Origin of the sequence: Streptococcus sp. 1449, from assembly GCF_013276805.1 — a bacterium.
GTDB classification, from domain to species: Bacteria; Bacillota; Bacilli; order Lactobacillales; family Streptococcaceae; genus Streptococcus; species Streptococcus pseudopneumoniae.
The window spans coordinates 1-6728 of the sequence record NZ_VMLS01000068.1 but is presented as its reverse complement, the minus strand read 5'-3'; the positions used below and the strand labels follow the sequence as shown (position 1 = coordinate 6728).

Annotated in this window: 5 protein-coding genes and 2 pseudogenes; 5 read left to right on the top strand and 2 right to left on the bottom strand. The window is 40.4% G+C overall.

Features of this window, described 5'->3' with window-relative positions:
- Positions 1-699 (bottom strand): annotated as a pseudogene (locus HT687_RS10035) (IS630 family transposase); the annotation flags it as partial.
- Positions 700-792: 93 nt separating this feature from the next.
- Here HT687_RS10035 and HT687_RS10030 point away from each other — a divergent pair.
- The 3 genes and pseudogenes from HT687_RS10030 to pcp all read left to right on the top strand — a co-directional run bounded on the left by HT687_RS10030 (position 793) and on the right by pcp (position 2347).
- Entirely contained in the window at positions 793-1218 is a 426-nt protein-coding gene (locus tag HT687_RS10030) for a MarR family winged helix-turn-helix transcriptional regulator (protein ID WP_000570119.1), read from the top strand.
- 10 nt (positions 1219-1228) lie between these two features.
- Positions 1229-1591, top strand: a complete 363-nt coding sequence (locus HT687_RS10025; RefSeq protein ID WP_000022854.1) for a DUF1304 domain-containing protein — start codon at positions 1229-1231, stop codon at positions 1589-1591.
- A gap of 111 nt (positions 1592-1702) precedes the next feature.
- Positions 1703-2347: pseudogene (gene pcp, locus HT687_RS10020) on the top strand (pyroglutamyl-peptidase I).
- A gap of 117 nt (positions 2348-2464) precedes the next feature.
- On the opposite strand, the gene HT687_RS10015 reads toward pcp, so the two are convergent.
- Positions 2465-3343 (bottom strand): DUF975 family protein, encoded by an 879-nt coding sequence (locus HT687_RS10015; RefSeq protein WP_001108855.1) that lies wholly within the window; start codon positions 3341-3343, stop codon positions 2465-2467.
- Between the two features lie 116 nt (positions 3344-3459).
- On the opposite strand from HT687_RS10015, the gene tgt reads away from it, so the two are divergent.
- Entirely contained in the window at positions 3460-4602 is a 1143-nt protein-coding gene (gene tgt / locus HT687_RS10010) for a tRNA guanosine(34) transglycosylase Tgt (RefSeq protein ID WP_001285257.1), read from the top strand.
- A gap of 100 nt (positions 4603-4702) precedes the next feature.
- Positions 4703-6520, top strand: a complete 1818-nt coding sequence (locus HT687_RS10005) for an acyltransferase family protein (protein ID WP_001220862.1) — start codon at positions 4703-4705, stop codon at positions 6518-6520.
- Positions 6521-6728: the final 208 nt, after the last annotated feature.

Sequence of the window (6728 nt, the reverse complement as noted above, 5' to 3'; positions counted from 1 at the left end):
GCAATGAGGAAAAAGGAATCTCCTGTCTGAGCATCTACTGCCCCATAACAATAGCGATATTCTCGCATATAATGACTAGGAATGCTAGGTCGGATTCCTTGAGGAGCCCAACAAGAACGCATCTTACTGATTCTTCCGAAACCAGCTTCATCTTGGTACATCAAACGTACTTTGTTATAAGTCCCCTCTTCTTTAAAGCGCTTACTCAAGGTCTCGAATGTAGATTTTATTTTTAGACGTCTCAATTGTCTGAGCGTCTGCCTTCTTGGGATGCTCAGGTCGAGGAGTGACCGTTCGCCAACCATGTCGTTTCAGGAGATAATAGAAACCATCACGTGTGGAAGTGCGACCAATCTCTTTTTGATAGGCTTCAAATAACTGATTGACAGTTACAAATTCCCCAGCCTGAGCAGCTTCTATATGACGTTTTAGAAATGCTTGTTCTTCTTCGTAAGTCATATATTCTCTATGACGTCCACCACGGGTCTCCTGAAGAAGCGCTTCTAAACCAAACTCCTTATATTTTTTCAAATTCCTCCAAACAGTTGTTTTATTGCAATCTAGCAAATCCATGATTTCCTTATAACTCTTTTCTTTTGAGCGAAAATAAATAATCTGTAGACGTTTGTGATATTTGGCGTACGATGAATCTCTTAGGAGTTGTTCAATTTTTTGTGTTTCTTCGTTTGTAAGTTTCATAACTACTATTATAAGATGTTTTTTGATTTTAGTCCAGTATTATATTAAACTTGATTAATCAACTATTGATAAATCAATAGAAAGGAGGAAGAAATGATAGAGATTCAAGATTTACTGTATCAACTCCGCTTGTCTGAGCAAGCGAGTACGCAATTGTTTGAAAAAAGGCTTGGGATTAGTTTGACACGGTATCAGATTTTATTATTTTTGTTGAAGCATTCCCCTTGTAATCAAATAGCGGTTCAGGAGCGTTTGAAGATTGATCAGGCTGCTTTGACACGGCATTTTAAGATTTTAGAAAAGGAAGGTTTGGTGGAGCGTCATCGTAATCCTGAAAATCAGCGAGAAGTCTTGGTAGAGGCTACGAAGTATGCCAAGGAGCAGTTAGTGATGAATCCACCTCTGCAGCATATCAAGGTTAAGAAAGAGATGGAAAGTATCTTAACAGAGTCTGAGAGAACAGAATTCAGCCGTTTATTAAACAAATTGGTTTTGAGCATTGAAAATATAGAAATTTAAGGAGAAATAGATGTCAATTATTACAATTATTTTAGCAACAATCGTTGCTTTGGAGCATTTTTACATTTTTTATTTGGAAAGTATTGCAACGCAATCAGAAGCGACTAGTCGTGTCTTTAACATGGACAGGGAAGAACTAGCTCGTCCGTCGGTAAGTTCACTGTTTAAAAATCAAGGGATTTATAATGCTCTGCTAGGAGTCTTTCTCCTGTATGGGATTTATTTCTCACAGAATTTAGAAATTGTGACTATTTTTGTTTTATTTGTGATTGGTGCTGCGGCTTATGGCTCTCTCACAGCAGATAAGAAAATTATTTTGAAGCAAGGTGAGCCAGCTATTTTAGCCTTGATTAGTATTTTTCTCTTTAAATAAGTTCAAAGGTCAATCTTAGTCTCGCTAGTCCTTTTCACTCCGGAATAAGGGAAATATGTTATACTTGTTTTTAAGAAAAAGTCTCATTGAATTTGTTTTGAGGAGTTAGAAATGAAAGTATTAGTGACAGGTTTTGAGCCCTTTGGAGGGGAAAAGGTTAATCCAGCTTTGGAGGCCATTAAAGGTTTACCAGCTGAAATCCATGGTGCTGAGGTCCGTTGGTTAGAAGTGCCAACAGTCTTTCACAAATCGGCTCAAGTATTGGAAGAAGAGATGAACCGCTATCAACCTGACTTTGTCTTTTGTATTGGCCAAGCAGGTGGAAGATCTAGCTTGACGCCTGAACGAGTGGCTATAAATCAAGACGATGCACGCATTCCTGATAATGATGGTAATCAACCGATTGACCTTTCCATTCGCCAAGACGGTGCTTCGGCCTACTTTAGTAGTTTACCGATTAAAGCGATTGTTCAAGCTATAAAAAAAGAGGGCTTGCCGGCCTCTGTTTCCAATACGGCAGGGACTTTTGTCTGCAACCATTTGATGTATCAGGCCCTCTATTTGGTAGAAAAGAAATTTCCACATGTTAAGGCAGGTTTTATGCATATTCCTTATATGATGGAATAGGTGGTGAATCGACCTACAACTCCAGCTATGAGTTTAGTGGATATTAGGCGAGGGATAGAAGCGGCAATCGGAGCCATTATAGAACATGGAGATCAGGATCTCAAGTTGGTAGGCGGAGAAACTCATTGATAGAAAAAAGCTTGAGGGAAAACCTTCAAGCTTTTGGACGTTTTCGAGCCAATACTGCTCGGTAAAAAATCATTTTATTAATTAATTTGAATGTAGGGTAGGAGTGAAAAACTAGCCCTACCAGGGGTAGTTTAGTTGGTATTTTTTACTAAGTGCTGCTCTAAGTACTGCTCTATAAAAGCTGATTTTAGTACATTGGATATAAGGTAGGAGTAAAAAACTAGCAATGCCAAAGGTAATCCAATTGAGGAAGTACCAAGGAAGAAGCTGTAAATCTAGGACAAAGTGCTGGAACTTGTAGCCCTTCATAAAGGAACGGCTAGTTTTTAGGATTCGTCTTGGTGAGGCCTGTCCTAGGTCTAGACTATAACAGAGAAGAAATTCCACCTGTGAATAGGCATAATACTGTGGAATATAGAGGATATTTCCTACAATGATCAAGATGAGACTTGCAAGAAAGTAGAGTCCAAAGACCATGAGGAAACGCTCGGTTTCAACTGATGAGAGATCTAGATTTGGAAACTCAGGATGTAGGGTGACGAATTTTTGGGCTAAAAAGCTACTATAAAAGAGGAAGTAAATCCCAAGTAAATTAGGGATACTCCATAAAAAGAGATAGAAACGTTTGAGAAGTAGGGTCAAAAAGGTTTGAGAAAAGCGCTCCTCATCAAAGAGAGCTAGGCTGTTTTTTACAGATGGCTCCGTTTTAGAATCTTTCATGAGTGTCAGGGTTGCATAGACGGAACTGGTCAAAAGAATAGTCCCGATAAAGGAGACTAGTAGAGGAAAGAGGTAGGCTTGAAGTATTTGACCAAGTATGCTGAAAAATGGCTGTTCTAAAACAGTCACGTGGATCCGAGATAAGGGATTAAGAAAACCAGATAAGATGACCAGCATACTGGGAAGGATATAGAGGAGAAAGAGACGGGGGGTGTCAGCCTGAAAATGTTTTGACTCCTGACGAATTGTTTTTAAATCAATTTTTGGATAGTTCATTCTCTTATTATACCATAGTTCGTGACAGTTCCAGCTTTTTTTGATAAAATCATACAGTATGCCCTTGGGTACAAAGTATGAACTGGGACTGTCTTTCCCAGCTTCGGAGGTAAAAAATGTCAGATTCACCAATCAAATACCGTTTGATTAAGAAAGAAAAACATACAGGAGCTCGTCTGGGAGAAATCATCACTCCCCACAGCACCTTCCCAACACCTATGTTTATGCCAGTTGGGACTCAAGCCACTGTCAAAACTCAGTCGCCTGAAGAATTGAAGGAGATGGGTTCGGGAATTATCCTGTCAAACACCTATCATCTCTGGCTTCGTCCTGGAGATGAACTTATTGCTCGCGCAGGTGGTCTCCACAAGTTCATGAATTGGGACCAGCCTATCTTGACAGATAGTGGTGGTTTTCAGGTTTATTCCTTAGCAGATAGCCGTAATATCACAGAAGAAGGAGTAACCTTTAAAAACCATCTCAATGGTTCCAAGATGTTCCTATCGCCAGAAAAAGCTATCTCTATTCAGAATAATCTAGGCTCAGACATCATGATGTCCTTTGACGAATGTCCTCAGTTTTATCAACCTTACGATTACGTTAAGAAATCAATCGAGCGTACCAGTCGTTGGGCTGAGCGTGGTTTGAAGGCTCACCGTCGTCCGCATGACCAAGGGTTATTTGGGATTGTGCAGGGGGCAGGATTTGAAGACCTGCGTCGCCAATCGGCTCATGACCTTGTCAGCATGGATTTCCCAGGCTACTCTATCGGTGGCTTGGCAGTAGGAGAAACCCACGAAGAGATGAATGCGGTTTTGGACTTCACAACCCAACTGCTTCCTGAAAATAAACCTCGCTATTTGATGGGTGTCGGAGCGCCAGATAGCTTGATTGATGGGGTCATTCGTGGGGTGGATATGTTTGACTGTGTCTTGCCGACTCGTATCGCTCGTAACGGGACTTGTATGACCAGTCAGGGACGTTTGGTTGTCAAAAATGCCCAGTTTGCTGAGGACTTTACGCCACTGGATCCTGAGTGTGATTGCTACACATGTAAGAACTACACACGCGCCTACCTTCGTCACCTACTCAAAGCTGATGAAACCTTCGGTATCCGCTTAACTAGCTACCATAATCTTTACTTCTTGCTTAACCTGATGAAGCAAGTGCGACAAGCCATCATGGATGACAATCTCTTGGAATTCCGTGAGTATTTTGTGGAAAAATATGGCTATAATAAGTCAGGACGCAATTTCTAAAACGGAATAGATATAAGCTAAAAATCCTAAGTTTTCTCTTAGGATTTTTCTTCTTTTTTTGATAGAATAAAGTGTATAATGAAAGGGAGAATAAACTCGTATGCGCATTAAATGGTTTTCCTTGATTAGGATTACAGGTTTACTACTGGTACTCTTGTATCATTTCTTTCAGACCATCTTTCCTGGAGGATTTTTCGGGGTAGATGTCTTTTTCACATTTTCAGGTTTCCTGATTACGGCTCTACTCATCGAAGAGTTTTCTAAAAATCATGAGATTGACTTGATTGGATTTTTTAGGAGACGCTTTTATCGGATTGTGCCACCTGTGATTTTGATGGTCTTGGTAACCATGCCCTTTACCTTTCTAGTTCGCCAAGATTATGTGGCTGGAATTGGGGGTCAGATTGCGGGTGTTTTAGGCTTTATGACTAACTTCTATGAACTGCTAACAGGTGGGAGTTATGAATCTCAGTTCATTCCTCATTTGTTTGTTCATAATTGGAGCTTGGCCGTTGAGGTTCACTACTATATTCTTTGGGGATTGGCAGTTTGGTTCTTATCCAAACAGTCCAAATCAAATGGTCAGTTGAGGGGAATGGTTTTTCTCTTATCAGCTGCTGCCTTCTTGATCAGCTTCTTCTCCATGTTTATTGGTAGTTTTCTAGTGACCTCTTATTCCTCTGTTTACTTCTCCAGTTTAACTCATGTCTATCCATTCTTTTTGGGAAGTATCCTAGCAACGATTGTAGGCGTTCGTCAGACGACTTCCCTCGTCAAGCAGTTGGATAAAATCTGGGATTTACGCAAGACCCTTTTGGTTTTTGGAGGAGGTTTTGGCTTCTTACTCATTTTGACCTTCTTTGTCAAATTTACCTATCTTTTTGCCTATCTTATGGGCTTCTTACTTGCTAGCCTTGCAGCTCTTGCTATGATTCTGGCGGCGCGTGTCTTACATGAAAAGACACATCATATACAAGAGACAAAGATGATTAGCTTTTTAGCGGATACTAGCTATGCAGTTTATCTCTTCCATTGGCCTTTCTACATCATTTTCTCACAGTTGACCTCAAATCTTCTTGCTGTGTTATTAACTTTGATTTTTTCTTATGGATTTGCCAGTCTTTCATTTTATGTATTGGAACCTTGGATTGCAGGCAAGAACACACCTATTTTACAAACTCTTCGTCCCCTGCCTTATATTCACACAATTCTTGCAACAAGTACGGGAATCTTGGCCTTCATTGTCTTCTTAGTGACTTTGTTGGCACCACAAGTGGGAGCGTTTGAGACAGACTTAACTGTCAATGGCTTGAAGCAAGCTGCTAGTACTATTGCCCAAACAAAAGTGATAGCAGAACGAGCAGAAGCTGATAGTTTAGGAATTGCTGATGGCACTATGTTAATTGGTGACTCGGTGGCTTTAAGGGCAAATACAGCCCTGCAGACAGCTCTTCCTGGAGCACAAATTAACGCGCAGGTCAGCAGAACAACCAAGACTGCCAATGAAATCATGATAAACAATAGCCAAAATAAATTTTTACCTAAGATGGTGGTCATTGCGACTGGGGTAAATAATCCTGAAAATTACAAGGAAGACTGGGACAGTATCGTGAAAAATCTTCCTAAGGGCCACCATATGGTTTTGGTGACTCCTTATGAGGGAGATAAGACAAAAGAGACCTATGCCATCGTTGAGAAGGCTGCTGCCTACATGAGAGAATTGGCAGAGAAGACACCTTACATCACGATAGCAGATTGGAATCAAGTTGCGAAAGAGCATCCAGAAATTTGGGCAGGAACAGACCAAGTCCATTTCGGAAGTGACACTAGCACTATTGAAGCAGGAGCAAAATTGTATGCAGATACGATTGCCACAGCCTTGAAGACAGCTCAAGACAAGCCAGTCAAATCAAAATAACGTGTATTAAAAAGAGAAGAGTTGGAGAAATCCAACTCTTTTAAAATATCGCATCTCTGTGCCTTTCTTGTGTTTGTGGTTGAACAACAAGTATAACACAGAGGTGTTTTCTTATGTCTACACTTTCAGCTAGTTGAACCATCTAATTTTTAGGAGTGCTGGGTGGCTAACTTCATTATATAACTTTCATTTAGTAAATCGAACGTGA

Bases quoted from the DNA above. Each gene is read 5' to 3' on its own strand.
- HT687_RS10030 (WP_000570119.1), top strand. From the start codon at position 793: ATGATAGAGATTCAAGATTTACTGTATCAACTCCGCTTGTCTGAGCAA.
- HT687_RS10025 (WP_000022854.1), top strand. From the start codon at position 1,229: ATGTCAATTATTACAATTATTTTAGCAACAATCGTTGCTTTGGAGCAT.
- HT687_RS10015 (WP_001108855.1), bottom strand. From the start codon at position 3,343: ATGAACTATCCAAAAATTGATTTAAAAACAATTCGTCAGGAGTCAAAA.
- tgt (WP_001285257.1), top strand. From the start codon at position 3,460: ATGTCAGATTCACCAATCAAATACCGTTTGATTAAGAAAGAAAAACAT.
- HT687_RS10005 (WP_001220862.1), top strand. From the start codon at position 4,703: ATGCGCATTAAATGGTTTTCCTTGATTAGGATTACAGGTTTACTACTG.